The organism is Glycomyces paridis (genome assembly GCF_004912155.1).
In the GTDB taxonomy this organism is placed as follows: domain Bacteria; phylum Actinomycetota; class Actinomycetes; order Mycobacteriales; family Micromonosporaceae; genus Glycomyces; species Glycomyces paridis.
Map to the genome: position 1 here is coordinate 103904 of NZ_STGX01000013.1, position 24669 is coordinate 128572.

24 protein-coding genes and 1 riboswitch are annotated in these 24669 nt (G+C 72.3%); of the genes, 17 read left to right on the forward strand and 7 right to left on the reverse strand.

Annotated features, from left to right (window positions below; all coding sequences use genetic code 11):
- Nucleotides 1-50: 50 nt before the first annotated feature.
- The gene (locus E9998_RS17360) at nucleotides 51-788 is read right to left on the reverse strand and encodes a DUF2306 domain-containing protein (protein WP_136530951.1); all 738 of its coding nucleotides are present in this window, start codon (nucleotides 786-788) and stop codon (nucleotides 51-53) included.
- A 144-nt stretch (nucleotides 789-932) separates the two neighbouring features.
- Between E9998_RS17360 and E9998_RS17365 the strand changes: the two genes are divergently transcribed.
- Nucleotides 933-1655: a TetR/AcrR family transcriptional regulator C-terminal domain-containing protein gene (locus tag E9998_RS17365; protein ID WP_136530952.1), complete on the forward strand. Its 723-nt coding sequence runs from the start codon at nucleotides 933-935 to the stop codon at nucleotides 1653-1655.
- A 126-nt stretch (nucleotides 1656-1781) separates the two neighbouring features.
- On the opposite strand, the gene E9998_RS17370 is transcribed toward E9998_RS17365, so the two are convergent.
- On the reverse strand, nucleotides 1782-3200 hold the full coding sequence (locus E9998_RS17370) for a dicarboxylate/amino acid:cation symporter (RefSeq protein WP_136530953.1): 1419 nt from the start codon (nucleotides 3198-3200) through the stop codon (nucleotides 1782-1784).
- A 454-nt stretch (nucleotides 3201-3654) separates the two neighbouring features.
- Here E9998_RS17370 and E9998_RS17375 point away from each other — a divergent pair, with 454 nt between their 5' ends.
- The 3 genes from E9998_RS17375 to E9998_RS17385 all read left to right on the forward strand — a co-directional run bounded on the left by E9998_RS17375 (nucleotide 3655) and on the right by E9998_RS17385 (nucleotide 7164).
- The gene (locus E9998_RS17375) at nucleotides 3655-4101 is read left to right on the forward strand and encodes a FluC/FEX family fluoride channel (protein ID WP_240037660.1); all 447 of its coding nucleotides are present in this window, start codon (nucleotides 3655-3657) and stop codon (nucleotides 4099-4101) included.
- Complete coding sequence (locus E9998_RS17380) at nucleotides 4098-4457, forward strand: fluoride efflux transporter FluC (RefSeq protein ID WP_136530955.1); 360 nt, start codon at nucleotides 4098-4100, stop codon at nucleotides 4455-4457. Before E9998_RS17375 ends, E9998_RS17380 begins: the two co-directional genes overlap by 4 nt.
- A 148-nt stretch (nucleotides 4458-4605) precedes the next feature.
- Nucleotides 4606-7164: a S8 family serine peptidase gene (locus E9998_RS17385; RefSeq protein WP_136530956.1), complete on the forward strand. Its 2559-nt coding sequence runs from the start codon at nucleotides 4606-4608 to the stop codon at nucleotides 7162-7164.
- A gap of 485 nt (nucleotides 7165-7649) precedes the next feature.
- Here the strand turns inward: E9998_RS17385 and E9998_RS17390 are convergent, their stop codons facing one another.
- Complete coding sequence (locus E9998_RS17390; RefSeq protein ID WP_136530957.1) at nucleotides 7650-8381, reverse strand: SDR family NAD(P)-dependent oxidoreductase; 732 nt, start codon at nucleotides 8379-8381, stop codon at nucleotides 7650-7652.
- A gap of 125 nt (nucleotides 8382-8506) precedes the next feature.
- Nucleotides 8507-8725: riboswitch (cobalamin riboswitch) on the forward strand.
- A gap of 41 nt (nucleotides 8726-8766) precedes the next feature.
- Between E9998_RS17390 and metE the strand changes: the two genes are divergently transcribed.
- From metE to E9998_RS17430, 8 genes are all read left to right on the forward strand, one after another.
- Nucleotides 8767-11025: a 5-methyltetrahydropteroyltriglutamate--homocysteine S-methyltransferase gene (gene metE / locus E9998_RS17395; protein ID WP_136530958.1), complete on the forward strand. Its 2259-nt coding sequence runs from the start codon at nucleotides 8767-8769 to the stop codon at nucleotides 11023-11025.
- Nucleotides 11026-11130: 105 nt separating this feature from the next.
- Nucleotides 11131-12300: an alanine racemase gene (alr, locus tag E9998_RS17400; RefSeq protein WP_240037663.1), complete on the forward strand. Its 1170-nt coding sequence runs from the start codon at nucleotides 11131-11133 to the stop codon at nucleotides 12298-12300.
- A gap of 64 nt (nucleotides 12301-12364) precedes the next feature.
- Nucleotides 12365-13552: an alpha/beta fold hydrolase gene (locus E9998_RS17405; protein WP_136530959.1), complete on the forward strand. Its 1188-nt coding sequence runs from the start codon at nucleotides 12365-12367 to the stop codon at nucleotides 13550-13552.
- An 88-nt stretch (nucleotides 13553-13640) separates the two neighbouring features.
- A complete protein-coding gene (gene tsaE, locus E9998_RS17410) occupies nucleotides 13641-14132 on the forward strand; it encodes a tRNA (adenosine(37)-N6)-threonylcarbamoyltransferase complex ATPase subunit type 1 TsaE (protein ID WP_136530960.1) in 492 nt (163 codons plus the stop codon).
- Nucleotides 14129-14797, forward strand: a complete 669-nt coding sequence (gene tsaB, locus E9998_RS17415; protein WP_136530961.1) for a tRNA (adenosine(37)-N6)-threonylcarbamoyltransferase complex dimerization subunit type 1 TsaB — start codon at nucleotides 14129-14131, stop codon at nucleotides 14795-14797. The genes tsaE and tsaB overlap by 4 nt, the downstream gene beginning before the upstream one ends.
- Nucleotides 14798-14830: 33 nt before the next feature.
- A complete protein-coding gene (gene rimI / locus E9998_RS17420) occupies nucleotides 14831-15289 on the forward strand; it encodes a ribosomal protein S18-alanine N-acetyltransferase (protein ID WP_136530962.1) in 459 nt (152 codons plus the stop codon).
- Nucleotides 15286-16344 carry a tRNA (adenosine(37)-N6)-threonylcarbamoyltransferase complex transferase subunit TsaD gene (gene tsaD / locus E9998_RS17425; protein WP_136530963.1) on the forward strand — a complete coding sequence of 353 codons (1059 nt, stop codon included), beginning with the start codon at nucleotides 15286-15288 and terminating at the stop codon, nucleotides 16342-16344. The genes rimI and tsaD overlap by 4 nt, the downstream gene beginning before the upstream one ends.
- A gap of 59 nt (nucleotides 16345-16403) precedes the next feature.
- A complete protein-coding gene (locus E9998_RS17430; RefSeq protein ID WP_136530964.1) occupies nucleotides 16404-16631 on the forward strand; it encodes a DUF4287 domain-containing protein in 228 nt (75 codons plus the stop codon).
- A 42-nt stretch (nucleotides 16632-16673) separates the two neighbouring features.
- Here the strand turns inward: E9998_RS17430 and E9998_RS17435 are convergent, their stop codons facing one another.
- Entirely contained in the window at nucleotides 16674-17336 is a 663-nt protein-coding gene (locus tag E9998_RS17435) for a DUF998 domain-containing protein (protein WP_136530965.1), read from the reverse strand.
- Nucleotides 17337-17440: 104 nt separating this feature from the next.
- On the reverse strand, nucleotides 17441-17839 hold the full coding sequence (locus tag E9998_RS17440; RefSeq protein WP_136530966.1) for a DUF6463 family protein: 399 nt from the start codon (nucleotides 17837-17839) through the stop codon (nucleotides 17441-17443).
- 64 nt (nucleotides 17840-17903) lie between these two features.
- On the opposite strand from E9998_RS17440, the gene E9998_RS17445 reads away from it, so the two are divergent.
- Complete coding sequence (locus E9998_RS17445) at nucleotides 17904-18491, forward strand: TetR/AcrR family transcriptional regulator (RefSeq protein ID WP_158299855.1); 588 nt, start codon at nucleotides 17904-17906, stop codon at nucleotides 18489-18491.
- Between the two features lie 99 nt (nucleotides 18492-18590).
- Entirely contained in the window at nucleotides 18591-19499 is a 909-nt protein-coding gene (locus E9998_RS17450; protein WP_136530968.1) for an alpha/beta hydrolase, read from the forward strand.
- A gap of 528 nt (nucleotides 19500-20027) precedes the next feature.
- On the opposite strand, the gene E9998_RS17460 is transcribed toward E9998_RS17450, so the two are convergent.
- Both E9998_RS17460 and E9998_RS17465 read right to left on the reverse strand, forming a co-directional pair.
- The gene (locus E9998_RS17460; RefSeq protein ID WP_136530969.1) at nucleotides 20028-21212 is read right to left on the reverse strand and encodes a Cmx/CmrA family chloramphenicol efflux MFS transporter; all 1185 of its coding nucleotides are present in this window, start codon (nucleotides 21210-21212) and stop codon (nucleotides 20028-20030) included.
- A 204-nt stretch (nucleotides 21213-21416) separates the two neighbouring features.
- Complete coding sequence (locus tag E9998_RS17465; RefSeq protein ID WP_136530970.1) at nucleotides 21417-21755, reverse strand: Imm51 family immunity protein; 339 nt, start codon at nucleotides 21753-21755, stop codon at nucleotides 21417-21419.
- A gap of 320 nt (nucleotides 21756-22075) precedes the next feature.
- Here E9998_RS17465 and E9998_RS17470 point away from each other — a divergent pair, with 320 nt between their 5' ends.
- The 3 genes from E9998_RS17470 (at nucleotide 22076) to E9998_RS17480 (ending at nucleotide 24634) form a co-directional block, all read left to right on the forward strand.
- The gene (locus E9998_RS17470) at nucleotides 22076-22732 is read left to right on the forward strand and encodes a hypothetical protein (protein WP_136530971.1); all 657 of its coding nucleotides are present in this window, start codon (nucleotides 22076-22078) and stop codon (nucleotides 22730-22732) included.
- 119 nt (nucleotides 22733-22851) lie between these two features.
- On the forward strand, nucleotides 22852-23433 hold the full coding sequence (locus E9998_RS17475; RefSeq protein WP_136530972.1) for a mycothiol transferase: 582 nt from the start codon (nucleotides 22852-22854) through the stop codon (nucleotides 23431-23433).
- Nucleotides 23434-23857: 424 nt separating this feature from the next.
- Complete coding sequence (locus E9998_RS17480; RefSeq protein WP_136530973.1) at nucleotides 23858-24634, forward strand: GOLPH3/VPS74 family protein; 777 nt, start codon at nucleotides 23858-23860, stop codon at nucleotides 24632-24634.
- Nucleotides 24635-24669 lie beyond the last annotated feature (35 nt).

The window sequence follows — 24669 nt, forward strand, 5'->3', positions numbered from 1 at the left end:
GGGGGAGTGCGGCGGCGGGGCGGGGTGTCGCGTCCCGCCGCCGCGTGCGGTCAGGCCGGGAGGGGGGTGCGGTCGCGGGTGCGTCCGGTGCGGCGGGGGCGCCGGTCGAGCCACCACTGGGCGATCATGAGGTTGACGATCCAGCTGAGCCAGATGGAGGCGACGGCGGCGTCCTCGATGACCGCGTCCATGTCGCCGCCGTAGTAGGAGTCCTGGAACGGCAGGAGCACCAGCATGACCAGGACGAGCCAGACGCGGTTGACCACGATGGACCAGCACAGCGCGAAGGAGCGGATCATCCAGCGGCGGTGGTCCTGGAAGCGGTGGCGCCGTGCGGCGACGAGGCCGAAGAGCGTGGTCGCGAACCAGGCGAGCGCGAGGAACACGTTGCCGATCTTCCCGGCGGGGCCGATGACGGAGACGATGCTGACGACGAGGGCGAACAGGCCCGAGGGGAGGACCCCGGCGAAGACGTAGACGCGGCCGGTGACGCGGTGGACCTTCGGGTGGTGCTGCCGCAGCCAGGGCCACACCTGCATCGAGCAGGCGATGATCGCGACGGAGCCGAAGAGGATGTGCCCGGAGAGCATGAGGTAGTGGGTCTCGGGGAAGGCCTCTTGCAGGTCGACGAGGGAGTCGCCGGTGTCGAAGGTGAGGTAGAAGGGGAGCCGGGCGGCCACGAAGAGGCCGGCGACGGCGAAGAGCGGGACGATCCACGGGCGCCGGTACCACTTGGGTTTCGGCGGGGTGGCTGGTTCGGGGCGGGTGGCGGTGGTGGTCGCTGCCACTGGGGTCTCCGATCGGGAACGGGTGGACGATCGATGCGTATGAGATACGCTAATTAAGCGTATCTCATACGCACGATCGGCGGGGCGCGTGCCGCCGCGCCCACGCCGTAACCTGCACACCGGGAACGGAACGAAGGAGCGCGCATGGCCGGTGACATGTACGGGCTGCTGTGGGAACGGGAGCTGCCCGTCGAGGGGCGCGGGCGCCGCCCCGGCCGGCCCTCGGGCCTCAGCCGCGAACGCATCGTCGCCGAGGCCACCGCTATCGCCGACGCCGAAGGGCTCCACCAGGTCTCGATGAAGCGCATCGCCGACGGGCTCGACTGCGGGGTCATGTCGCTGTACCGGCACGTGCCGGGCAAGGACGAGCTCGTCGCCCTCATGTACGACGCCACCATGGCCGACGCGCCGCCGCTGCCCGAGTTCGCCGACTGGCGGGACGCGATGCACGCGTGGGCGATGGCGGTCCGCACGCTCTTCCGCGCCCACCCCTGGGCGCTGCCGCTCGCGACCGCCAACCACATGATGGGGCCCGGCGAGGCCTACTGGCTCGACTGGGCGCTCGGCGTCTTCACCCGCACCGGCCTCGACGCCGACGTGAGCCTCGCGGCGGTCCTCGCCGTCAACGGCTACGTCGGCGGCGCGCTCCGGCCCGAACTCCAGGGCCAGGACGACCCGCAGTGGTTCCGCTTCATGCGCCACCCGGCCGCCGCCGAGCGGTTCCCGAACGTGCAGCGGCTCATCGACTCCGGCGGGATCGCCGACTCCCCGGTCCTGAAGGACTCCTTCGAGTTCGGGCTCGGCCTCGTGCTCGACGGCCTGGAGCGCTACATCGAGACGCGGCCCCGCCCCGGCGGTGAACCGTGAGCGCCGGGGGCGCCCTGGCGGCGGCGAATTGCGAACGCCGACAACGGATCGGGGACCGGCTTGAAGGCCGGTCCCCGTCTCACGATCGAACGAATCCGCTGATCCTATAGGATATATCCTGTAGGGTCACGCTGGCTGAAGCGCCGGATCGCCCCTGCGGACCCCCGGACCCTCGCCCGAAGCCGCGTCCGGCTTCGGGTCCGGTTCCGAGCCTGAGCCGGAGTTCGGGTGCTGCGCCGCCTCGTCCGCGTCGAAGGCCGACTCGGCGTCGAAGGGCTGCGGCGGCGCGTCGTACACGCCGCGGTCGAGGATCTTCTCCGACCTCGCGACGATCACCGGCACCACCATCTGGCCGGTCACGTTCGTGGCCGTGCGGATCATGTCCATGATCGGGTCGATCGCCAGCAGCAGGCCGACGCCCTCCAGCGGCAGGCCCAGCGTCGACAGCGTCAAGGTCAGCATCACCGTCGCGCCGGTCAGGCCCGCCGTCGCCGCCGAGCCGATCACCGACACGAACGCGATGAGCAGGTAGTCCCGCACGCCCAGGTCCACCCCGTACACCTGCGCCACGAAGATCGCGGCGATCGCCGGGTAGATCGCGGCGCAACCGTCCATCTTCGTCGTCGCGCCGAACGGCGACGCGAACGACGCGTAGTCGCGCGGCACGCCGAGCCGGTCGGTCACGATCTTCTGCGCCAACGGCAGCGTCCCCACCGAGGAGCGCGACACGAACGCGAACTGGATCGCCGGCCACGCCTTGCGGAAGAACTGCACCGGCGACACCCGCGCCACCAGACGCAGCAGCACCGGGTACACGACGAGCATCACCGCGAGCGCGCCCGCGTAGATGTCGATGCTGAACACCGCGAGCGGCTCCAGCAGGTCCCACCCGTACGCGAACACCGACTTGCCGATGAGCGCTGCCGTTCCGACCGGCGCGAGGCGGATGACCCACCAGAGGGCCTTCTGCACGATCGCGAGCGCCGAGGCGTTGAACCGCAGGAACGGCTCGGCCCGGTCGCCCAGGCGCGCGGCGGCCGCGCCGACCACGACAGCGACGAACACGATCTGGAGGACGTTGACGTTCACGAACGCGTCGACCACGTTCACCGGGACGATCCCGGTGAGGAAGTCCGTCCACGAACCGGAGGTCTTCGGCGCGGCGGCGCTCGACAGGTCAACGCCCGCACCGGGATCGGTCGACAGACCGATCGCCAGGCCGATGCCTACGGCGATGAGCGAGGTGACCGCGAACCAGCCGAGGGTCTTGGCGACCAGGCGGCCCGCGTTCGCCAGGTTCCGCAGGTTCGCGATCGAGGCGACGATCGCGGTGAACACCAGGAACGGGACGATGAGGAACAGCAGCTGCACGAACAGCGTGCCCACGGTCTCAAGCGTGGCGCCGAGCCACGCCACCGACCAGTGGCGGGCGGCGTACCCGAGCGCGAGGCCAAGGACGAGGCCGATGAGCAGCTGCGCCGCGAACGGGATCTTCTTGCGGCGGCGCCGGTCGGCGCCGCCCTGCTTCGTAGAAGCTTCGGACATGATTGCACCTCTGGTGAATCGGGCGCGCGGTCGCGCATGGCCGTGGCGGGGCACGCCGCGGGACCGCGTTGAACAGGGAGGACCGCCGGGTCGGGCTCACGCCCGGCGCAGAAGGAGGTACATCGGCGAGCCGCCGGTGAAGAGGTTCGGGCTAACGACAGAGCACGGTCGACACGCGGCAGAAGTCGAGGTGACGCCTGCGTGTCAGATGCTGGTCCGTGACTGTGTAGCTCATCGCCCGCCAACGGTAGACCCGCCCGCGACCGCCCGGCAACCTCCGGTGAGCGAGCCCATACGCCGCGATTGAAAGCGACGGCCCAAGCATCCGATCGCCTTCGCCCTCCGCCGCGGCCTCCGTCTTCTTCCCACACCTGCGTCTTCCCCTTCGCACCGCGCCGCCGCCGACCCGGCGGGCGGACCGGAGCGCGCCCCGGGCACCCTCTAGATTCGAGTCGTGCCCCGATCGGACCGACCGCCCCTGCACCACACGCTGCGCGCCGTCCCGACCGCCGCGCTCGCCGCGGTCGCGGCCGGCGGCGTCCTCGGCTCGCTCGCCCGGTACGCGCTCCAACTCGCCTTCCCGTCCCGCCCAGACGCCTTCGACCTCGCGACCTTCCTCGCCAACGTCCTCGGCGGGGTCTGCATCGGCGCGCTCATGGCCGTCCTCACCGAGACCACCCGCCACCCGCTGCTGCGGCCCTTCCTCGGCATCGGGATCCTCGGCGGGTTCACGACCTTCTCGACCTACGTCGTCGGCGTCGCCCGAGCGCTCGACGCGGGCGAGGCCGCCCTCGCTTTCGGATACGGCCTCGCGACCGTCGCCGCCGCACTCGCCGCGGTCGCCGCCGCGTTCTACGCGACCCGCCTGCTCCTTCGCCGACGCCGCGGCGGCGCCGCATGACGCTGCTGCTCATCGCCGCGGGCGCCGCGGTCGGCGCGCCCGCCCGGTTCCTCACCGACCTCGTGCTCGCGCACTACGCGGGCCGCCGCCTGCCCTGGGGCACGCTGGCGGTCAACGTCGTCGCCTCCGGTCTCGCGGTCTTCCTCGCGTTCGCCGTCGCCGACCCGCGCCTGACCGCGCTCCTCGCCACCGGCCTGTGCGGCGCGCTCAGCACCTACTCGACGTTCTCGTACGAGACCCTCTGGCTCGTCGAGGAAGGGCGCTGGCGCGACGCGGCGCTCAACGTCGCCGCGAACCTCGTGGGCGGGGCCGCCGCGGGCCTCGTCGGGTTCGCCCTGGCGCGCCTCCTCGCCTGACACAGTCCGATCCCGACACGCGACCGGCGGGCGCGGCAAATGCGCGGTTCGGCAGGGCCGATGTCCGACGATCGAGGTCCTGCCAGAGTCGCCGGCCGGGGCCGGCCGTTCGCGCCGCCCGGCCGGCACGAACCGAGAGGGACCCCTGATGCCGGGCCTCAGCGCGTTCGCGCGCCGCACCTCAGACCGCCGGGCCGCGCCGCCCGAACGCCGCACGGGGAGGCTGCGCCCGCTGCGGCCCTGGCTCGCCGCGGCGCTCGCCCTGCCGCTCTTCGCCTCCTCTTCCACAGCCGCGCAGGCGAACGGGGAGGACGAGCCGACCCGCGTGTGGCTGGTCGAACTCGCCGCCGGCGCCGACGCGTCCGCACTGGACGCGGCGGCGAGCGGCCTCGACTACACCCTCCGGCACGACTTCGAACGGGTGTGGAACGGCGTGTCCGTCGAGGCGGACCCGGCCGTCGCGCGGCGGCTCGAACGGCTCGACCTGGTCGAAGAGGTCTGGTCGGACGTCGTGTTCACCGGCCCCGCCCGGGTCGGGACCGATCCCGAGCTCGAGGCGGGCCGCGTTCCCGAACTCGCGCAGGCGATCGCGACGACTCGCGCCGACGAGGCGCATGAGCGGGGGATCACCGGCGAGGGCGTCAGGGTCGGCGTCATCGACACCGGCGTCGACTACACGCACCCCGACCTCGGCGGCTGCTTCGGCACCGGCTGCCGGGTCGCGTACGGCACCGACTTCGTGGGCGACGACTTCGACTCCGACGACCCCGAGCACGCCGAGCCCCGCCCCGACGACGACCCCGCCGACTGCGGCGGGCACGGCACCCACGTCGCCGGGATCGTGGGCGCGAACGGTCAGGTCACCGGGGTCGCTCCGGACGCCGTGATCGGCGCGTACCGCGTCTTCGGCTGCGAGGGCTCCACGAGCGCCGAGGTGATCCTCCAGGCCCTGGAGGCCGCGCTCGACGACGGCATGGACGTCGTCAACCTCTCGCTGGGCCAGTCGTTCCAGTGGCCGGGCTACCCGACGGCGAAGGCCGCCGACCGGCTCACCGAGGAGGGCGTCACCGTCGTCGCCTCCATGGGCAACGACGGCGAGGCCGGGGTGTTCTCCGGCTCGGCGCCCGGCGTCGGCGAGGACGTGATCGCCGTGGCCTCTACCGACAACCCCGCGCAGCGCATGGACGCGGCGTTCGTCGCGGCCCTCGACCGCAGCGTCGGCTACAAGTCGATCGGCGACGTGGCCGACCCCGAGCCGGGGACGGCCACCGACCCGCTCGCGTGGTTCGGGCGCGCCTGCGCCGACGACGCCGCCGAAGCCGACATCGCGGGCAAGGCGGCGCTCATCGTGCGCGGCGAGTGCACCTTCAAGGAGAAGTACGAGCGGGCCGTGGACGAGGGCGCGACGGCCGTCGTGGTCTACAACGACCGGTCCGGGCCCTTCGGCGGCGCCGGCGTCGACGACCTCGGGGTCCCGCTGGTCGGCGTCACCGACACCGACGGCGAGGCGCTGCGGGAGGCGGCGGCCGACGGCGACGCCGTGCTGGAGTTCGGTGGCGACACCGTCCTGGTCGACCTGCCGCGCGGCGGATACGCCTCCTCGTTCAGCGCGTACGGGCCCGCGCCCGACCTCGCGTTCAAGCCCGACCTCGCGGCCCCCGGCGGCGGCATCTGGTCGACCGTGCCCGTGGCCGACGGCTCCTACGAGTCGCTCTCGGGCACGTCCATGTCCTCGCCGCACGTGGCGGGCGCCGCAGCGCTGCTGCTCCAGGCCGAGCCGCGCCTGGAGCCCGGCGAGGTGCGCACTCGCCTGGCGAACTCGGCGACGCCCGTCGTCTGGGGCGACGATCCCGAGCTCGGCGAGTACGAGGCCGCGCACCGCCAGGGCACCGGCGTCATCGACGTCGTCGCGGCGCTCGACGCCGAGGCCCGCCTGCTGCCCACCGGCGTCAATGTCGGCGACGGCACCGGTGCGCGCACCTTCACGCTCACGTTGACCTCCGACGCCTACTCGGTGCAGGACTACGACCTGGAGCACCGGGCCACGACCGCCACCACCGGCGACGAACGCGCGCCCGACTTCGTCGCCACCGAACCGGAAGTGACGTTCGAACCGTCGCACCTGCGCCTCTACCCGGGTCAGAGCGCCACGGTCGACGTCACCGTCGAGCCCGGCGCCGACCTGCCCGAAGGCACCGTCTTCGGCGGGCGCATCACGGCCGTCCCCGAGGGCGGCGGCACCACCTTGACGGCCGCGTACTCCGGCTACCAGGGCGACTACCTCGCGATCCCCGTCCTCGCGCATCCCGACTACCCGCGCTTGGGCGCCGTCGTCGGCCAGGACCCCGAGACGCACCAGTTCGAGTACCGCGACCTCGACGAGGGCGAGACCTTCAGCCTCGCCGAGGGCCCGGACCTGGCCGCCCTGGTCTACCTCGGGCACCAGGTCGCGGCCATGGAGGTCTCACTCGCTAACACCGCCACCGGCGAGGTCGTGCGGTGGGAGCGGGAGACGTTCCTGCCCCGCTCGCCCGGCCCGGACGACGCGGTCGGCATCCACCTGGAGGACCTCGTCGCCCAGCGGCCCAACGCCCTCGAAGCGGGCGAGTGGACCCTGGAGGTGCGGGTGCTCAAGGCCCTCGGCGACGAGGCGGACCCCGACCACTGGGAGCAGTGGACCTCGCCGGCGTTCACGCTCACCGACTGAGCGGGGCTCCGGCGTTCACGCTCGACGACCGGGCAAGGCCGGCGGGCAAAGCTGAGCCGGGCGGTGCCCCGGTTGCCCGAGCGGCCGTCGGGGCTCGGCGCGTGCGGGCGGCCGGACTGGTGGTGTCCGGCCGCCCGCGCTTCGCGCGGAGCGGCTGTCTCTGCGGGGACCTCGCGCGGGTGGGTTCCCGCGCGAGGTCTCGGTATGGTGGCGTTCGCGAATCCCCCTCTTTCGCCGCCATCCCGCAGTGACAGATGGCTTTTTCTCCAACGGTGCCACCTCCTGCGGTGAACTGTCGAGGAGCAGTTCCGAGCCTGTGGATAACTCCGACCGAGACGGTCTCCGCGCAGGACACGGCCTTGTGGAGGCTCGTGTCCGTTGTGGTTTCGAAGGTCGTCTGTCGCATTCGTCAACGTTGGCACGCACCGCCTGCGATCGGCAAGTGCGGATTCTCGGCCTGTGGATAACTCTGTCCGGCGCGGCCGTCAGCGGCGGTGGACGAGTTGCGCCCCCGCCTGGTCCCGCGGCGTGATCGTGATCTGGTCGATGTTCACATGCGCCGGGCGCGTCGCGACCCACGCGATCGACGCGGCCACGTCCTCGGCCGTCAGCGGCGTCATCCCCGCGTACACGGCGTCGGCGCGCTCGCCGTCGCCGTCGAAACGCACCAGGCTGAACTCGGTCTCGACCATGCCCGGATCGATCTCGCACACCCGCACCGGCTCGCCGAGCAGCTCCATCCGCAGCACCCGCGTCAGCGCCGCCTCCGCGTGCTTCGCCGCGTTGTACCCGCCCCCGCCCGGATAGGGCTGGTGCGCGGCGATCGAACCGATCACCACCACCTGGCCGTCGCCGGACGCGGCCAGCTTCGGCAGCAGCGCCTTCGTGACGCGCACCGTTCCCAGCACGTTCACGTCGTACATCCGCTGCCACAGTTCGAGGTCGGCCCCGGCGATCGAGTCGAGGCCGAGCGCCCCGCCCGCGTTGTTCACCAAGAGGTCGCAGCGTTCGACGCGCTCGGCGAACGCCGCCACCGAGGCCTCGTCGGTCACGTCCAGCGGCAGCGCCGTGCCTCCGCAGGCCGTGGCGGCCTCGGCGAGCCGGTCGGCGCGGCGGGCGCCGAGGACGACGTCGAACCCGGCTTCGGCGAGCGCCTTCGCGGCGGCCGCGCCGATGCCGCTGCTCGCTCCGGTGACGACGGCGGTCTTCCTGGTCATGACGGCTCCTCCCCTGGGGGCCTTGGCAGGCCCGGTCCGCTCGGACCCTACTCGGGCGGGCGCGGCGCGCCTCCGCGGGTTCTCACACTCTGGCGGGCCGGGGCGCCGGGCGCCGCCGCGGCCGTACCATCGCAGGCGACGCTGGTTCCGAGGCGGCGGCGCGGGTGCGCTGTGGTCTCGGCGAAGAGGGAATCTGGTGCGAATCCAGGACTGCCCCGCAGCGGTGAGAGGGAACGAAACCCGCCATGAGCACTGGGCCCTTGGGGTCTGGGAAGCGGCGGCGACTAGGTGCCGGCGACGGCGCGCCCTTGAGTCCGAATACCTGCCCGCGTACCGCGCGCGACCGCGCGCGGTCCCGCTGTCGCAAGTTCGAGGGAACTGACACATGAACACGACCATCGGCGTGCGCTCCGGCGCGCTCCAGTCCACCGCGCTCGGCTATCCGCGCATCGGTTCGCGCCGCGAGCTCAAGCGCGCGCTCGAATCCCACTGGTCCGGCCGCTCTGACGCGGCGGCGCTCGAGGCGGCCGCGGCCGCCGTCCGCGCCGAGATGCTCGACGACCTGTCGGTCCTGGGCACCGTCCCGACCGGGGTCTTCTCCCTGTACGACCACGTGCTCGACGCGGCCGTCGCCGTGGGGGCGCTCGCGCCGCGGCACCGCCGCGACACGGCTCTGGCCTCGTATTTCGCGGCCGCGCGCGGTGACGCCGAGGCGGCGCCGCTGGAGATGACGAAGTGGTTCGACACGAACTACCACTACCTGGTGCCCGAGATCGGGCCCGAGACGGTCTTCGCGGCCGACCCGGGCAAGGCGGTCGCGGAGTTCCGCGAGGCGCGGGAGCGCGGGCTCGACGCCCGGCCGGTCCTGGTCGGGCCGGTCTCGTTCCTGCTGCTCGCCAAGCCTTCCGAGGGTGCACCTGAGGGGTTCGCGCCGTTCGACCGGCTCGGCGACCTCGTGGAGGTGTACGTGGAGCTCCTGACGGCGCTGGGTCGGGCCGGGGCCGGGCTCGTGCAGCTCGACGAGCCCGCGCTGTGCGCCGACCGGACGCCGGAGGAGCTGGCGGCGGTGGGCGCGGCCTACCGGCGGCTGGTCGGGGTCGCTGAGGTGGTGGTCGCCGGGGGTTACGGGCCCTTCGGCGAGGCGCTGCCGGTGCTCTTGGACGCGGGCGTCGAAGGCGTCGCGCTCGACCTGGTGCGGGGCCGCGGCGATCTCGAAGCACTTGAGGCGCTGAATGTTTCACGTGAAACATTCCTGATCGCGGGGGTGGTCGACGGGCGCAACATCTGGAAGGCCGATCTCGCGAGGGCCGCCGCGGACGTCGCGCGTCTCCAAATGCTCTCGGACCGGGTCGCCGTCGCCTCTTCCTCGTCGCTCCTGCACGTCCCGGTCGACCTCGCCCCCGAACTCGACGCCGCGCACGGCCTCCCCGAGGTCTTGACCTCGCGGCTCGCGTTCGCGCGCCAGAAGCTCGCCGAGATCGCGGCCCTCGCCGACCCGCAGGGCCCGCGGGACGCCAGGCCCGCGACCCCGGACGCGTGGCGTGACGCCGCCGTGCGCGAGCGCCTCGCCGCCCTGGGCGAGGACGCCGACCGCCGCGCGCCCTACCCCGAGCGCCGCGGCGCCCAGGCCGAGCGCGTCCCGCTCCCGCCGCTGCCGACCACCACGATCGGGTCGTTCCCGCAGACCGCCGAGCTGCGCAAGGCCCGCGCCGCCCACCGCCAGGGCCTCATGATCGACGCCGACTACCACGCCCGCATGAGGGCCGAGGTCGCCGAGGTCGTCGCCGCGCAGGAGGCGCTCGGCATCGACGTGCTCGTCCACGGCGAACCCGAGCGCAACGACATGGTGCAGTACTTCGCCGAGCAGCTCACCGGCTTCGCCACCACCGCCGCCGGCTGGGTCCAGTCGTACGGGTCGCGCTGCGTGCGCCCGCCGGTGCTCTTCGGCGACGTCGCCCGCACCGCCCCGATCACCGTCGACTGGACCTCGTACGCGCAGTCGCTCACCGACAAGCCCGTCAAGGGGATGCTCACCGGGCCCGTCACGATCCTGGCCTGGTCCTTCGTGCGCGACGACCAGCCGCTGGCCGACACGGCCGACCAGGTGGCGCTGGCGCTGCGCGACGAGGTGGCCGACCTGGAGGCGGCGGGGACGGCGATCATCCAGGTCGACGAGCCCGCCCTGCGCGAGCTCCTGCCGGTCCGGGCCGCGGGTCGGGCGGCCTACCGCGCGTGGGCGACCCGCTCGTTCCGTCTCGCGACCTCCGGCGCGCGGCCGGACACCGCGATCCACACGCACCTGTGCTATTCGGAGTTCGGCGAGGTCATCGACGCGATCGCCGCGCTGGACGCCGATGTGACCTCCATCGAGGCCTCCCGTTCGAAGATGGAGGTCCTCGCCGACCTCGACCGGGCGCGGTACCGCAGCGCGGTCGGCCCGGGCGTGTGGGACATCCACTCCCCGCGCGTGCCCGCGACCGACGAGATGGCCGCGGCCCTGCGCCTGGCCGTCGCGGCGCTCGGGCCCGACCGCGTGTGGGCCAACCCCGACTGCGGCCTGAAGACCCGCCGCTACGAGGAGGTGCGGCCCTCCCTCGTGAACCTCGTCGAGGCGGCCCGCACCGTCCGCGCCGAGCTCGCCTGACCGCGGCGGGCCGGGCGGGCACCCGCCCGCCCGACCCGCCCGGGCGGCGGCGGGCCGCGCCGTCCGGGTTCGCCGCGGCGGGCACGTACCCTTGCATATGTGGCGATGGACAACTTCCGCATCTTGAACGACCCGGTGAACGGCGGCATGTCCGGCCTGGCCAAGGCCAGCGCGGACTGGCGGCGCCTCGCGCACAACGTCGAGGCGCTCGCGGCCGTCGCGGGCGTGCCGATGATGGCGATGGTCAAGGCCGACGCGTACGGGCACGGCATGGTCCCGGCGGCGCGCGTGTCCCTGGAGGCCGGGGCGGCGGGCCTGGGCGTGGTGACGCTCCGGGAGGCCTGGCAGCTCAAGCGCCTCCCCGACCTCGCGGGGGCGACGGTCATGGCGTTCTTCTTCTCCCCCGAGCAGCCGGGCCTGGCCGAGGTCGTGGGCGCCGGGATCGAGCTCGGTGTCTCTTCGCTGGCGCAGCTCGACGCGGTCGGCGCGGCGGCCGAGGCGGCGGGCCGACCCGCGCGTGTCCATCTCAAGGCCGACACGGGCATGTCGCGCGGCGGCGTCCCCGAGCACGAATGGGACCGGTTCACCGAGGCGGCGGCGAAGCGCCAGGCGGCCGGCGCGGTGGTCGCCGTCGGCGCGTGGAGCCACCTGGCCTGCGCCGACGAGGTCGACCATCCGGCGAACGCGGCGCAGAAGGCTGCTTTCGAGCGGTACCTGGAGGCCGTCGGTGCCGCGGGCCTGGAGCCCGAGGTGCGCCACCTCGCGAACTCGGCGGCGCTCATCGCCGACCCCGAGACCCGTTACGACATGGTCCGTCCCGGCATCGCGCTGTACGGGTACAACCCGGTGCCGCGGTTCGCGGTCGACCTGCGTCCGGTCTTGGAGTTGCGTTCGACCGTGATGTCCTGCAAGCGGCTCCCCGCCGGGACGGGGATCTCGTACGGCCACACGGTGGTTTTGGAGCGGGACACGAACGTGGCGCTGGTGCCGCTCGGCTACGCCGACGGGGTGCCGCGGGCGGCTTCGGGGCGCGCGGAGGTCTACCTCGCGGGGCGGCGGCGCCGGGTCCTGGGGCGGATCTGCATGGACCAGTTCGTGGTCGACTGCGGTGACGACGTGGTGCGCCCGGGGGAGCCGGTGGTGCTCATCGGCGCGGGCGAGCAGCACCCGGACGCCGATGACTGGTCGGCGTGGGCCGGGACCATCCCGAACGACGTCCTGACCGGTCTGGGCTCGCGGGTCCCGAGGCTGTGGAACCGGGGCGTCACCGCCTAGGCGCACCGCCGACAGCACCACTCCTCCGAGAGCACTGTCCCCTCTGAGAGCACTGTGAGGCCGCATGAGTGAGAAGCGTTCCCGTCGTCTGCGCGGTCTGGCGATCGCGGGCGGGGTCACCGGAGGCGTCGCCCTGGGGGCGGCGCTGGCGTGGGGGGTGCCGCGGTACCTGGCGCGGCGGACGCGGGCGTCCTCGGCCGACCCGTACGCGCACGAGCCGTTCGAGCTGCCGCCGCAGCGGTGGGTGGGCACGGTCCGCACGCGCGACGGGGTCGCGGTGCACGTGGAGACGACCGGGCCGGAGGACGCCGACCTGACGGTGGTGTTCGCGCACGGGTACATGCAGGACATGGGCACGTTCTACTTCCAGCGCAAGGCGCTCGCCGAGGCCGAGGGCCTGTCGGTGCGCGGGGTGTTCTACGACCAGCCGGGCCACGGGCGTTCGGGGGCGCTGCCGCGCACCGAGTACGCGATGGAGGACCTGGCCGAGGTGCTTCACGACGTGCTCGCCGCGGTCGCCCCGTCCGGGCCGCTCGTCCTGGTGGGGCATTCGATGGGCGGCATGGCGATCCAGACGTACGCGCGCGTGCACGGCCGGGACTTCCACGAGCGGGTGAAGGGCGTGGCGTTCCTGTCGAGCAGCGCCTCGGGCATGGACACGGTCGAGACGAAGCCGATGCGGGCGCTGCGGCGGCTGCGGCGGACGGTCCTGCCGATGCTCCAGCAGGTCGCGGGCTGGACCCCGGACCTCATCGACCGGTCGCGGCTCCTGGCGGGCGACCTCGGCTGGCTGCTGACGCGCCGGTCGGCGTTCGGGCACGCCGACCCGCCGTGCTCGCTGGTCAGCCTGGTGGAGGCGATGAACCGGCGCACCTCCATCCAGAGCATCGTCGGCTACGCGCGCGCTATCCTCGACCACGACGAGACGGCGACGCTGCCGCAGTTCAAGGGCCTGCCGGCACTCGTGGCGGTCGGCGACATGGACCTGCTGACGCCTCCGGAGCACTCGCGGCGCCTCGCCGCGGCGCTGGAGGGGTCGCGATTCGCGCTCATAGCCGAGGCGGCCCATTCGCCCCAGCTGGAGTACCCTGGTGAAATCTCACAACTGTTGTTGGAGATGATCGACAAAGTCGCCGCCGAGGTCGGCAACGGCCCCACTGCGGGCGCCGAGGCCGCACCGGCGGACGACCGCGGGCGAAACCGCAGGTGGACCCCGTTCTCGCGCCACAACAAGCATCGCCTCGAACCGTGAAACCGGTCCCGGGGCGCCACGACACCGCGGTCACGCGGGACGCGCATCCGGCGCGGCCGCGGACCCGACGCTCTCGGAGGAGTGCAACGTGAGGCTTCAGCTTCCTACGGCCGCAGACACCCACGAGTTCGGGCTGCGCCTGGCCGCGCTGCTGCGCGCGGGCGACCTGGTGATCCTCACCGGCCCGCTCGGCGCCGGGAAGACCGCCCTCACCCAGGGCATCGGCGCCGGCCTCGGCGTCGAGGGCCGCATCACCAGCCCCACCTTCGTCATCGCCCGCTCGCACCGCGCCGGCGAGGCGGGCGTGCCGCTCGTCCACGTCGACGCCTACCGCCTGGAGCACCTCGACGAACTCGACGACCTCGACCTGGACACCGACGTCGACGCCGCCGTGACCGTCGTCGAATGGGGCGCGGGCCTGGCCGAGCGCCTCGCCGAGTCCCACCTGGAGATCGCCGTGGACCGCCGCACCGGCGCCACCGGTGAGGACGAGACCCGCGAGGCCGTTCTCCACGCGCGCGGCGGCGACTGGGCCGAACGCCTCGCCGCCCTCGGCCTCCCGGTCGGCGCGGCCGCATGAGGGTCCTCGCGATCGACACCGCCACCAGCGCCGTCCAGGCCGCCCTCGTCGACCTCGACGGGAACGGCGACGGCCTCGACGGCGACGACCTGTTCCTCACCGCGTTCCGCCGCGAGATCGACGGCCGCGGGCACGTCGAGAAGCTCGCCCCGTTCATCGAGGCGTGCCTCGCCGAGGCCGGGCGCACCGCCGCCGACGTCGACGCCGTCGTCGCCGGGATCGGCCCCGGCCCCTTCACCGGCCTGCGCGTCGGCATGGTCACCGCCGCCGCCTTCGCCGACGGCGCCGGCATCCCCGTCTACGGCGTCTGCTCCCTCGACGGCATCGGCGCCAACACGCGCGGCCGGGCCCTCGTCGCCACCGACGCCCGCCGCAAAGAGGTCTACTGGGCCCTCTACGAAGACGGCGCGCGCGAGGGCGAACCGCAGGTCTGCAAGCCCTCCGACCTGCCCGAGACCGGCGCCGACTACGCCATCGGCGAAGGCGCCAGCCTGTACGCCGACCAACTCAAGGTGCCCGCCGAGACCGCGCCCGTCTACCCCGACCTCGTCAAACTCGTCGAACTCGCCGCCCCGCGCCTCCTCGCCGGCGCCCCGAGCGAACAGCTGACGCCGCTGTACCTGCGCCGCCCCGACGCGCAGCCCGCGCCCGGCCCGCCGCGCTAGCGACCCGCCCCCGGCGTGGTACAGCTTGAGGCGATGAACGAGCACTTGCGGATCGAACGGCTGCGCTGGTGGCACCTGCCCGAGGTCGCCGAGATGGAACTGGCGATCTTCGGGCCCGAGGCCTGGAGCGAAGGCCTGCTGTGGACCGAACTGTCAGCGGGGAACGACTACCGCGCCGTCCTTGACCGCGGCGCCGCCGACGCGCCGATCGCCGGGTACGCCGGCACCGCCCTCAGCGACACCGAGGCCTGGATCAACAACATCGCCGTCGCCGCCGCGTACCGTCGCAGAGGCGTCGCGCGCATGCTCATGGACGACGCCCTCGCCCGCGCCCGCGCGGCCGGCGCGAAAGCCGTCTACCTGGAGGTCGCCGTCGACAACGTCCCCGCGCAGCGACTCTACGACGCCTACGGCTTCTACGGCATCGGCGTGCGCAAGAACTACTACCAGCACACCGGCACCGACGCCGCCGTCATGAGGATGGACCTGTGAAGAGCGAACCCGTGGTGATGGGCATCGAGACCTCCTGCGACGAGACCGGGGTCGGCATCGTGCGCGGCACCGAACTCCTGGCCGACGCCGTGGCCTCCTCGGTGGAGGAGCACGCCCGCTTCGGCGGCGTCGTCCCCGAGGTCGCCAGCCGCGCCCACCTGGAGGCCATGGTGCCCACCGTGCAGCGCGCCCTCGACGACGCCGGCCTCACCCTCGCCGACCTCGACGGCATCGCCGTCACCGCCGGACCCGGCCTCGCCGGGGCCCTCATGGTCGGCGTCGGCGCCGCCAAGGCCTACTCCATCGCCACCGGCGTCCCGCTCTACGGCGTCAACCACCTCAGCGCCCACATCGCCGTCGACACCCTCGAGAACGGCCCCATCCCCGAACCCGCGATCGGCCTCCTCGTCTCCGGCGGCCACTCCTCGATCATGCTCGTCGAAGACCTCGCCGGAAAGGTCACCCAACTCGGCGCCAGCATCGACGACGCCGCAGGCGAGGCCTTCGACAAGGTCGCGCGCCTCCTCGGCCTGCCCTTCCCCGGCGGCCCCTACATCGACCGCGCCGCCCAGAACGGCGACCGCGCGTACGTGCGATTCCCCCGCGGCCTCACCGCCGCCAAGGACATGGAACGCCACCGCTACGACTTCTCCTTCTCCGGACTCAAGACCGCCGTCGCCCGCTGGATCGAGACCCGCCGCGCCGACGGCGAGGACGTCCCCGTCGACGACGTCGCCGCCGCCTTCCAAGAAGCCGTCTGCGACGTCCTGACCGGCAAGGCCATCCTCGCCGCGAAGGAGCACGGCGTCGACACGATCCTCCTCGGCGGCGGCGTCGCGGCGAACTCGCGCCTGCGCGCGCTGGCGACCGAGCGCGCCGAACAGGCCGGCATCACCCTGCGCTACCCGAGGCCGAAGTTGTGCACCGACAACGGCGCGATGGTCGCCGCCCTCGGCTCGCACCTCGTCGCCGCGGGCGTCGCCCCGTCCCGGATCGACTTCCCCGCGAACTCCTCGATGAACATCGAGGTCGTCTCCCTGGCCGACCGCCTCTGACGGACCCCGCGCGTACGATGGCGCCGCAACCGCCACCCGCGCACCAGGAGGAGACCGCCATGGCCGACAAGCCCAAGGGACCCACGTCGTACTTCCCGTCGATCGAGCGGCAGTACGGCCGCCCGATCGCCGACTGGCTGGCCGACCTGGAATCGAGCGGCCTCGAAGGCCACAAGGCCCAGGTCGACTGGCTCAAGGCCGAGCACGGGCTCGGCCACGGCCACGCGAACGCGCTCGTGGCCTACGGACTCAACCCCGGCAAGTACGCCGACTACCCCGAGGCCTGAGGACGCGAAAGGACCCCGGCGGATGCCGGGGTCCCATTTCCGTTACCGGTTGCGGCGCAGCGCATCGAAGCAGACCGCCGCGGCCCACACCCAGATGACCGCGCCTCCGGCGAACATGAACCGGTAGTCGGCCAGGGCGAACGAGGCGCCGGTCAGGCCCAGGTCGAGGACGGCCGCGGCGACGCACACGCCCGCCCAGAGGCCGCGTCCCTCGCGGGCGTACCTGCGCGCGAACACGATGCAGGCGACCACCAGCGACAGGCTCGCACCGGCAGGCGCGAACGAGTGCAGGACGCCGTGCCAGCTCAGCTCGGCCGGGGCGCCCTCGGGCGTCCCGATCGGGTAGCCGAACGCCGGGTCGGCGGTGAAGACGCCCGCCCAGACCAGGGCGAACCCGTAGACGGCGAACAGCCTCGGACCCCACACGCGACCCGGGCCCTCGGTGAGCGCGGCCCGCAGCCCGAAGGCCCCGGCGAGCGCGAGCAGCCCCGCGATGACGAAGTTGGCGATGTGGATCCATCCGAGTTCGCTGAGGCTCAACATGCTCAGCGGGTGCACGACCGGGTCGAAGCCCTCGCGGGTCGCGGCCTGGACGAGCGTGGCGGTGACGAACAGCGGCCCGGCGACGGCGCCCGCCGCCAGCAGTCGAGTGATCGAAGCATTGCGGACGGTGACATCGGGGGACGTAACGGGTGCGGTGGTCATGGGGTGCTCCTTGCGGCGGTGCCCTGCCGGGCGGTGATCGGGGTGCTGTCGGTGTAGACGAGGCGGGCGCCTCGCATTCATCGCGGCCGCAGGCGGCTCGTGGTCTACTGCGGCGCAGGGGAAGGCGTTCGAGCGGCGCGACGCGTGCCCGCGACGAGCAGACCCGCGGCGACGGTGACCGCGATCCACGGCGCCGGCTCGAAGACGAGCCCGGCGGCGACCGACCAGGCGCCGACCGTCCAGCCGATGAACGCAGGCGGCGTGATGCCCTTGCGGCGCAGCCACAGCACGGTCAGGCCGAGGACCAGGAGCGGGGCGCCGAAGCTGCCGAAGGTCATCCAGAACGCGCCGGAGGCGGGCCCCATCTGCGCGAGGGTGCCCTCGGGCATCCACAGGCCGCCGGTGAACCAGGTGCGGGCGTGGCTCGGCGCGAGCAGCGCGAGGCCGAGCAGGAGGTGCGCGGCCCCGAGGACGGTGAAGATGCGTCCGGCCCAAGCGATCATGGCATGCTCCCTCATGATTACGGAACTGTTGGTTTCGGAACTGACGGTTCCCTATCATAGGGAGATGCCGAAACCGAAGCAAGCCGCGGGACGCCCGAGGGACGGTCAGATCGATCACGCCATCGCAAGGGCCACACGCGAAGTCCTCGCCGAACGCGGCTACGCCAAACTCACCGTCGACGCCGTGGCCGCCCGGGCCGGCGTCGGCAAGGCCGCGATCTACCGCCGCTTCGCCACCAAGCAGGAGATGATCTTCGCGGCCACCGTGCACGACATGGAGGAGCCGCCCCCGCCCGACTCCGGCTCCCTCCGCGGCGACCTCGCCGCCGTCTGCGCCACGATCGCCGACCAGCTCGGCACCGCCGCCCCCGACGTCCTGCACGGCCTCCTCGCCGACCTCCACGGCGACTCGGCGCTGGGCGCCCGCTTCACCGGCACCTTCATCGAACGCGAACGCTTCGTCATCGACACCGTCCTCGACCGCGCCCTCGCCCGCGGCGACCTCGCCCGCAGGCCCGACACCGCCGAGGTCCACGCCCAGCTCATCGGCCCGATCTTCTTCTGGCTCATGATCCTCGGCGGCGACAGAGATCAGGTGCCGGCGTTCAGCCGCACCGTTGCGGACACGGTCGCCGCCTCGCTTGCCGCGTAGCCGTCGGCGACCGAGAGCCTGGTCGCCACCGGCGCGTATCGGCTATGCTCTGCGCCGAGCCCCTCACGTCTCTCAGCGCATCCCCCGAACGGAGACGATATGACCACGACCTCGGCCCCCATCCACGCACCCGCGACACCCGTGCAGCACGGGATGACGCCGATCGAGATCCCCGCCCAGCCCGACGCGATCGAGCTCGGAACCGGGCAGCCGCCGGAGGCTTCGGCACCAGAGGCATGGCACAGCGAGTACGGCAGCATGTTCGCTCGCAACGTCAGCACCGCCACGCTCACCCCTGTCCTGCCGGATCCGGCCAAGGCCACCGGCACCGCCGTGATCGTGGCACCGGGCGGAGGATTCATGTCCCTGTCCATGGAGAACGAGGGCTGGGACGTCGCACGCGCGCTCGCGGACCGCGGCGTCGCCGCCTTCGTGCTGAAGTACCGGCTCAAGCCGACCCCGGAGGGTCTTGACGACTTCGCCGCGGCCCTCAGGTCGATGCTGGCCGGACCGCGCCCATCGCACCGGCATGACCCCGCCACCGCGCTCCGCTCCCTGGACGTTCAGATCGCCGACGCCCGCGCAGCGTTCGCGCTCGTGCGCAGCCGAGCGACCGAGTGGACGATCGATCCCGAGCGCGTCGGCATGGTCGGCTTCTCCGCCGGTGCCATGCTCACCGTCGCCACCGCCCTCGTCGGTGAGGATGCGAACCCGGCATTCATCGGCGATGTGTACGGTCCGCTCGCGGCGTTCGAGGTACCCGAGGATGCGCCGCCGCTGTTCATCGCGCTTGCCGCAGACGATGGGCTGATGGACCCGAGCGGGTTCCCCCTCGTCGAGAGCTGGCGCGCTGCCGGGCGGCCCGTGGAGCTCCACTTCTACGAGCAGGGCGGGCACGGGTTCGGTATGTATCCGAAGGAGACCACCAGCACCGACTGGTTCGACTCCTTCGTGAGCTGGATGAGGATGCACGGTCTGCTCGAGCGCGCTGAGCCGACCTCCCCCTGAGGTCGCCTTCCCCGTAGGCCGCCGACCGTGAGACCCGCTCCGGGCGCTCTGGTGCCCTCGTCCCCGGCGAGCACGACACCGTGAACGGAAGGTGCCGAGACGAACTGGATCGGGTCGAGTCGTGTTGAGCCGAAGCGAGTCGAACCGGATCGGCTCGAGTCAGGCTGAACCGGATCGGTCGAGTCGAGCGGGGCCGGAATGTGGCCGGTCGGGTAGTGCCGTCGCGGGGCGAGACTGACGTTCGCGGGTCGGGCCGGGCGGCCTTCACTGGCAACGGTGGCGGCCGCGGCGACCGGGCCGTGCCGCACCCGATCCCGGGTTCCTGCGGCGGCCGCTGCCGTCGGATGCCGGTGTAGAGCACGAACAGGATGCCGTGCAAGGCTTTCCGGTCATCGAAGGCGTCTCGACCGGGTGTCCCGGCCGGCGGCTCGGGGGCCGGCGGGAGCGGCGCGCTCCTGGCCCACAGGTCGTCATCGACGAACCACGGACCCTGACTGCGCCGCTGCCGCGGCCCGCACTTCCCACGCCTCATACCCAGAACAGATCTCCGGAAGTGAAAGCGTCGCAGGTCGTTAACCGCTGCGGCAGCGCGGTCCGCCGGAACGCCAGGACCAGCGCCAGCGCCGCCGCGACCAGGACGGCGCTTGTCCACACCGGTCCGGTCGGCCCCGCATCGAGCGCGAAAGCGGCCGCGACCGGGCCCGCGACGGCACCGATGTTGAGCGCAGAGGTGGCGTAGGCGCCCGCCATCGTCGGTGCGCCGGACGACTCGTGGAGGACGCGTGCGATGAGGGTGGCGCCGACGCCGAACGACAAGGCGCCCAGAATGAACGCGAGGGTGAGGACGGCGACCGGGTGCGCCGCCGTCAGCGCCAGGGCGCACCATCCGAGGAGCAGCGCGGGCCCGCCGGCGGCGATGACCGGGCCGGGGCTGCGGTCGGCGAGCCGCCCGGCGGTGTTGACGCCGAGGAACGCTCCGATGCCGAAGAGCACCAAGGCGACTGGTACCCAGGTCGGACCGAGCCCCGCGCCGTGGGTGACGAGCGGCGCGATGAAGGTGAAGGTGGCGAACGTTCCGGCGTTGACGAGCGCGCCGAGGGCCATCGCGAGCAGCAGCCGCGGCGAACGCAGCCGCCCCAGCTCCGTGCGCAGCGCCGGAGGGTCCTCCGCGGCGGCGGGCAGCCCCCGCAGGAGGCCGAGGGCGGCCGGGACGCACAGGAGCGCGACCGCCCAGAACACCGCGCGCCAGCTGAGCAGGCCGCCCAGGAGCGCCCCGCCCGGGACGCCCGCGACCGTGGCGATCGTGGTGCCCGACAACAGGATCGCGAGCGCGCGGCCGCGCCGGTCGGGCCCGGCGAGGGCCGCGGCGGCCGTGAGCGCGACGGCGAGGAAGCCCGCGTTCGCGAGTGCGGCGGCGACCCTCGTCGCGAGCAGGACCCCGAAGTTCTCGGTGGCCGCCCCGATGACGTGCGCGGCGAGGAAGAGCCCGAGGAACGCCAGCAGCGCGGGTCGGCGCGGCCAGGTGCGGGTGAGGGCGGCCGCGAGCGGGGCGCCCGCGGTCATGCCGACCGCGAAGGCGGCGGTGAGCAGGCCCGCGGCGGCCACGGACACGCCGATGTCGGCCGCGAGGTCGGGCAGGAGCCCGGCGAGCATGAACTCTGAGGTGCCCATGGCGAAGACGGCCACGGCGAGCAGGTAGACGGGAAGAGGCATCGAAAGGACTCCGAGGTGAGGACGGACGGAAGCGTCGTCTCGTCACCGCGGTCGGCGGCCCTGCGCCGGGGTCAGACCGGTTGCGTCCAGGGGGCCGACGGCGTGTGACCGAAGGCCCCGTGCGTGTCCGATTCGGGGTTCACCATGGTCCGAACGGTAGGGGAATGCCGGGCGCGGGGCAACCCGGATTCCCGATCGGCCGTCTCAGTCGTCGAAGTCGAAGCCTTCGGCGTCGGCGGCGGTGATGAGGGCCCGCATTTCGTCGCCGTCGGCGGCGATGGCGTCGAGGAGCTTGCCGAGGGCTTCGAGGGCGGCGCGGTCGGTGCCGTAGGCGCAGAACATGCCGGCTTCGGGGTCGTAGGCGAACCGGCCTTCGAGTTCGGCGGCGCCGTCGGCGACGAGGCGGCGGGCGACGCCCTCCCAGAAGTAGCCGTTGGGTTCGTGGCCGAGCTGTTCGACGAGTTCGTCGACGGCGGTCGTCCCGGCGTTGAGTAGGAGGGAGTAGTTGCCGGGGGTGGTCGAGATCAGTTTGGTCGCGCTCATGTCCGAAAGCTAGCACCGGCCTGCGACACCCGTTTCCGCTGAACCGGTACAGCTCTCCGGCGCGACCTTTACGAGGTGTGTGAAAGCGACATAGTGCGGCAGAACGGATCGAATGGATTGGGGTGCGGGCATTGGAATCAGGTCTGCATCGCAAATTCCATAATGGATTTCATCGACATGCTCGGAAGCCTTCTGTCTCGTTAGAATGTTGCGGCGGTGCAGGTGTCGGGTTTACGACAATCACCGTTCTCGATGTGTGGATTCCGCCGAAATGCGACCCGCGCTGTCACTGTGCAGCGGCGCCTCGCTACCGTGATGCGATGGCGAACCAGGCGGGGCAAAGACGCCCAGACAGGAAAGACCGCAGCAAGAACGGGGCAATCGCCTCCGGCACCGCACTGGCCGCGTTCGTCGCCCTCGGGGCGGTGGCGTGGCAATTCGAGTTCTTCGGGCTGGCCGACGACGAACCGGAATGGGAGATCGTCTACACCGACAAGCCGCTGACTCTCGGCGCCACCGGTCCAATGACCGGCGACAGTGAGATGCAGTGCTGGTGGGAGTCGATCGAACTCGACGACCCCGCGGGCGAGATCGCCCTCGAACCGTCCATCGAGGGCGATCCGTCCAGTGACGACGAGACCGATCTCGCATGGTGGAACTGCTACGACGGCTCATTGGAGGCGGTCCAAGTCGGACTGCTCGCAGGAAAGGAGTCCGAAGGCGTCTGGGTGCAGGGGACCGGCCTGTTCTCGCACCAGGACTGCACGAAGAAGCTCGACGAGGCCGAGGACGAACGGGTCCTTGAAGCCGACGTGTCCAAATTGGAAGAAGACGGTGTCAAGATCGGTTCCGCCGCATGCGTGCGCACCACCGACGGCGCCCTGGCCCGACTGATCCTGACCGGCATCGCCGCAGGCGACGACGAGGGCGAGCAGCAGTTCTCGTTCGACGTCACCCTGTGGGGACGCACCGACTGACCCGCCCCCCGACCGCCCGACGCGCCGTCCGAGTGCAAGGACGGCGCGTCGCTTGCCTCCCGGGGCCGAACTGCGGGCGAATCGGCGCGCATGTCGGTCCGTGTCTCTACCGTGGTGCCATGGATGAAGCATTCTGGTGGGAGCCGCCCGCCGCCGGCACTGAGACCGAGCACCTGCTCGGCTCGCTCGACCGTCTCCGCGCGACCTTCCGCTGGAAGGCCGACGACCTCGACGCGGCGGGCCTGACCGCGCGCACCGGGGCATCCGAGCTCACGCTCGGCGGCCTGCTCAAGCACCTCGCCGCCTGCGAGGACTTCATGTTCACCGCCAAGATGAGCGGTGTGCTGCCCGGCGAGCCGTGGGACTCCCTCGGCTGGGACCCGTTCGGGGACTGGGCGTTCACCTTCGACACCACCGGGCACACCCCCGAGGAGCTGTACGCGCTGTGGGACGGCGCGGTCGAGCGCAGCCGCGCCCGGGTCGGGGCGGTCCTCGCCGAGGGCGGGCTCGACCAGAGCGTGCACCTCGCGTTCCCCGACGGGCGGCACCTGAACCTGCGGCGGCTGCTGTTCGACCTCGTGGAGGAGTACGGGCGCCACACCGGCCACGCGGACCTCCTGCGGGAGGCCGTCGACGGCCGCGTCGGCGAGGACCCGCCCGCGGGCTGGCGGCCCGTCTCCGGGGCGGCCGAACGGGACTGAGGGCGCAGGTCCGCGATGTTACCGAAGAATGCGTTGGGGCCCTTGGCTTTGCGCTTGCCGAGTGGCTTTGACGGTCAACAGTCCTCACTGATTTCGATCCTGCACTTCGGAACGAGACCGAATTGATCATTTTCTATCGGAGGGAGGTAGCGTCGCAGCTCAGGTGCATTGTCATGCCCTCTGTCGGGCCCGAAGCGTCACCGCTCGATCGCAGAATCCCGATCCAGGGGTTGCGAAGTCGTCATCGAAGCGGTTAACTGTGCGTACGAGTTCACACTACGCAATAACGTGCAATACCGCAGCAGACCGGGTTTGACCCATCCGGTAAGGCAGCATGTGGCCATCATAGCGGCCTAAGTCACATATCTCATATCGAAGCTCCTCCGCCCGACGACTGCTGACCCGATGTGAGCTGCGACAGCGAATGAACCCACCCCGAACAAACCCGTACGGCATCCCGACGGGCGACGACGACAGCGGTGCCCCCCGACCGCACCGCGAGCCCCAGTACCGGCAACCCGCCGGCAGAGAGACCCAAGGCGGCCTCGCCTCCGAGTTCGAGCTCTCCGACGAGCTCGTCCTGTGCTGCCTCGACCAGATCAGCTGGCGGCCCACCGTCCGCCCCCGCATCATCGGCCTCGGCCTGGCCGCGTGCGTCATCGGGCAGCTCGTCGCCTTCGGCAAAGTGGACCTCGTCGACCGCCGCCTCCACCTCTCCCACCGGGCCCAGCCGCCGACCGGCGTGCTCATGCTCGAGGTCTGGGAGGCGATCAAGGGCGAGTACGACCCCCAGCCGGCCAAGACCTGGCTGCGCTACCTCGCCGAACACGGCGCCGGCACCGGCGACCTGTTCCAGCGCGTCGTCGGGCGCATGGCCTCCCGCTCCATCGTCACCGTCGAGCGCCAGGGCGCCCTGCGCCGCCGCGTCGCCTACACCCCTTCCAACCCCACCGCCGCAGGCTGGCCGTTCGTGCGCCTCCGCCAGCGGCTCAACCGCCTCGACCTCGACCTCCCCAATGGACGCGACGCGTTCATGCTCGGGCTGCTGTCGCGCATGGGTCTCGGCGACCGCTTCGTCGATGCCGCCCAGGGGCGCTCGCGCCTGGACGCGGTGGTCAAGGCGCTCGATCCCCCGGTACTGGAGATCCTCGACCACCTCGACGTGCTCGTCGCCGAAGCCGCCATGACACAGCGGACCTGAATCCCACCCGAAATCCCTATCGAAGAAAGAGAACC

Excerpts from the sequence above, each read along its gene's own strand:
- E9998_RS17365 (WP_136530952.1), top strand. The coding sequence starts at position 933 with ATGGCCGGTGACATGTACGGGCTGCTGTGGGAACGGGAGCTGCCCGTC.
- E9998_RS17370 (WP_136530953.1), bottom strand. The coding sequence starts at position 3,200 with ATGTCCGAAGCTTCTACGAAGCAGGGCGGCGCCGACCGGCGCCGCCGC.
- E9998_RS17380 (WP_136530955.1), top strand. The coding sequence starts at position 4,098 with ATGACGCTGCTGCTCATCGCCGCGGGCGCCGCGGTCGGCGCGCCCGCC.
- E9998_RS17385 (WP_136530956.1), top strand. The coding sequence starts at position 4,606 with ATGCCGGGCCTCAGCGCGTTCGCGCGCCGCACCTCAGACCGCCGGGCC.
- E9998_RS17390 (WP_136530957.1), bottom strand. The coding sequence starts at position 8,381 with ATGACCAGGAAGACCGCCGTCGTCACCGGAGCGAGCAGCGGCATCGGC.
- metE (WP_136530958.1), top strand. The coding sequence starts at position 8,767 with ATGAACACGACCATCGGCGTGCGCTCCGGCGCGCTCCAGTCCACCGCG.
- alr (WP_240037663.1), top strand. The coding sequence starts at position 11,131 with ATGGACAACTTCCGCATCTTGAACGACCCGGTGAACGGCGGCATGTCC.
- E9998_RS17405 (WP_136530959.1), top strand. The coding sequence starts at position 12,365 with ATGAGTGAGAAGCGTTCCCGTCGTCTGCGCGGTCTGGCGATCGCGGGC.
- tsaB (WP_136530961.1), top strand. The coding sequence starts at position 14,129 with ATGAGGGTCCTCGCGATCGACACCGCCACCAGCGCCGTCCAGGCCGCC.
- rimI (WP_136530962.1), top strand. The coding sequence starts at position 14,831 with ATGAACGAGCACTTGCGGATCGAACGGCTGCGCTGGTGGCACCTGCCC.
- E9998_RS17430 (WP_136530964.1), top strand. The coding sequence starts at position 16,404 with ATGGCCGACAAGCCCAAGGGACCCACGTCGTACTTCCCGTCGATCGAG.
- E9998_RS17435 (WP_136530965.1), bottom strand. The coding sequence starts at position 17,336 with ATGACCACCGCACCCGTTACGTCCCCCGATGTCACCGTCCGCAATGCT.
- E9998_RS17440 (WP_136530966.1), bottom strand. The coding sequence starts at position 17,839 with ATGATCGCTTGGGCCGGACGCATCTTCACCGTCCTCGGGGCCGCGCAC.
- E9998_RS17445 (WP_158299855.1), top strand. The coding sequence starts at position 17,904 with ATGCCGAAACCGAAGCAAGCCGCGGGACGCCCGAGGGACGGTCAGATC.
- E9998_RS17450 (WP_136530968.1), top strand. The coding sequence starts at position 18,591 with ATGACCACGACCTCGGCCCCCATCCACGCACCCGCGACACCCGTGCAG.
- E9998_RS17460 (WP_136530969.1), bottom strand. The coding sequence starts at position 21,212 with ATGCCTCTTCCCGTCTACCTGCTCGCCGTGGCCGTCTTCGCCATGGGC.
- E9998_RS17465 (WP_136530970.1), bottom strand. The coding sequence starts at position 21,755 with ATGAGCGCGACCAAACTGATCTCGACCACCCCCGGCAACTACTCCCTC.
- E9998_RS17470 (WP_136530971.1), top strand. The coding sequence starts at position 22,076 with ATGGCGAACCAGGCGGGGCAAAGACGCCCAGACAGGAAAGACCGCAGC.
- E9998_RS17475 (WP_136530972.1), top strand. The coding sequence starts at position 22,852 with ATGGATGAAGCATTCTGGTGGGAGCCGCCCGCCGCCGGCACTGAGACC.
- E9998_RS17480 (WP_136530973.1), top strand. The coding sequence starts at position 23,858 with ATGAACCCACCCCGAACAAACCCGTACGGCATCCCGACGGGCGACGAC.